The organism is Campylobacter concisus, from assembly GCF_002914195.1.
GTDB classification, from domain to species: Bacteria; Campylobacterota; Campylobacteria; order Campylobacterales; family Campylobacteraceae; genus Campylobacter_A; species Campylobacter_A concisus_M.
Genome location: NZ_PPAU01000087.1, coordinates 1 through 1,373, shown reverse-complemented (window position 1 = coordinate 1,373; position 1,373 = coordinate 1). Strand labels below are relative to the sequence as shown.

The following is a 1,373-nucleotide window of genomic DNA, read 5'->3' as shown; positions in this document are numbered from 1 at the left end:
TATAAAGAATATCCGTAGCTCAATAGAAAAAATAAATTACTACAATGAAAATATCAGATACGCAGGGGCAGAAAATAGAAAAACTCTTGAAAATGATATAAAAAAGCATAGTAGTGAAAAAGAGAACCAAGAGAAATTAATAACACAACACATAGAAAGACAATTTAGTTCTCTCTTTAAGGACGCTAGCCTAACAAATGAGGAACATAACAGCATTAAAAATTCTGTCCAAAATAGCCTAAGCAGAATGTCTAAAAGCGATAAAATAAAAGATGCTGGTGGTGAAATTTTAAAAGATCTAGCGGAAAAATCAGGTGTAAGTAGTCGCATTAAAGAACACCTAATTAAAACAGTTGCTAAGATAAATCCAGTTACTGGCGTAGCTGTATATATTGGTGATAAAATATTATCTAGTGCCTATAAAAAATATAAAGAAGCCGACGAGAAATTAAGCTTAAAATCAAATATTTTAGAAAAGCAAAACAAAGAGCCTGATGGTGTCGGAGTGTATAGAAAGATTTTTGAAACCATTATAAGTGGCAATGGCGATAAGCTTGATATTATTCCAAAATTAGCCCCATTAAGACAAGACTTTAAAAGCGCAGCGAAAGAGTGGTTTTCTATCCTTACTAACAATGTGAAATATTCTGATGAGATAAATAAAGATTTCAAAACTGATCCAGCAAGGGTATCAAAAATATTGCCGATAAAACTCTTATTTACAAAGCTTAACTTTGCAGACAAATTAAGCTATGGTGAAAGACCTGAATTGCTTGGCATGCAAAATCGTAGTGAAATGACCCAAAAAACAAGCGTTGATAAAGAAAAACTTGACTCTACTATGGAATTTTTGAAAAAAACAGCAATAGGGACTAGCTTGATTTTTGCAAAAGCCATCTTTCAAAAAACAGCTGGAGCAAAAGAAAATGAGAGCATGGATCCAAATCAAAAACCTTCGAGTAGCTTGGCTTCTGCTATTTTTACCCAAAAATTTGATCATATTATAGGACAAAAAGATCCTTTTAGAATTGCAAGTGTCCTAAAAGGAGCTGGCTTTAGCAGTGAAGCTATATCAAAAATGCCTACTGATAAACTAGGTTATGCAAAATTGTTTTCTGCTGACGCCTTAAGAGTTTTAGATATTCAAGGCAAGGAGTATCTAAACATAATGCAAGGCATGCTAAAATTAAAAGGCATTAGTGGTGTTGGAGATTTTATGAAACAAGTAGCTGAGTTAAAAAAGGTTGTTGGAACACAATTCAACTCAACTATAAATTCAAACTCTTTTGCCAAAAATGAACCTTTTCTTAAAAATTTAAAAAGCATTGATACTTTTAAGAAAGAACCTATGTTTGATATTGGTGAGGTAAAAG

The 1,373-nt window shown here is 32.3% G+C and carries 1 protein-coding gene; it reads left to right on the top strand.

What is annotated here, in order from left to right:
- The coding region (locus CYP28_RS10280) for a hypothetical protein (protein WP_181000413.1) at positions 1–1,373 on the top strand (1,373 nt) is incomplete at both ends.